This is a genomic window from Mycobacterium simiae (genome assembly GCF_008370645.1).
Taxonomy (GTDB): Bacteria; Actinomycetota; Actinomycetes; order Mycobacteriales; family Mycobacteriaceae; genus Mycobacterium; species Mycobacterium simiae_A.
The window spans coordinates 1-267 of sequence record NZ_VTZN01000640.1; the positions used below are offsets into that span (position 1 = coordinate 1).

The 267-nt window shown below is 63.7% G+C and carries 1 protein-coding gene; it reads left to right on the forward strand.

All coding sequences use genetic code 11. The features are described 5' to 3' along the window. Positions 1 to 230 (forward strand): integrase core domain-containing protein (locus F0Q45_RS27215; protein WP_188113227.1); only part of this gene is annotated, 230 nt, incomplete at its 5' end. Between the last annotated feature and the right edge of the window lie 37 nt (positions 231 to 267).

Genomic DNA, 267 nt, shown 5'->3' on the forward strand with positions numbered 1-267 from the left:
GGGTGGGGTCAAGTGCCGATAACGCGCTCGCCGAATCCTTCAACGCCTCGCTCAAACGCGAGATCCTGCAGGACCGCAGCCACTGGCGCGACGCTGCCACCTGCCGCCGTGAAGTGTTCCGCTGGCTGGCCCGCTACAACATCCGACGACGGCACTCCCGATGCCGTAATTCCACTCCGGCCGCCTACGAAAACAACCACACAACCGCTACGCTGCCACAAGCGGCGTAACGACAAATCCCGTGTCCACTACATGGGGGCAAGGCCC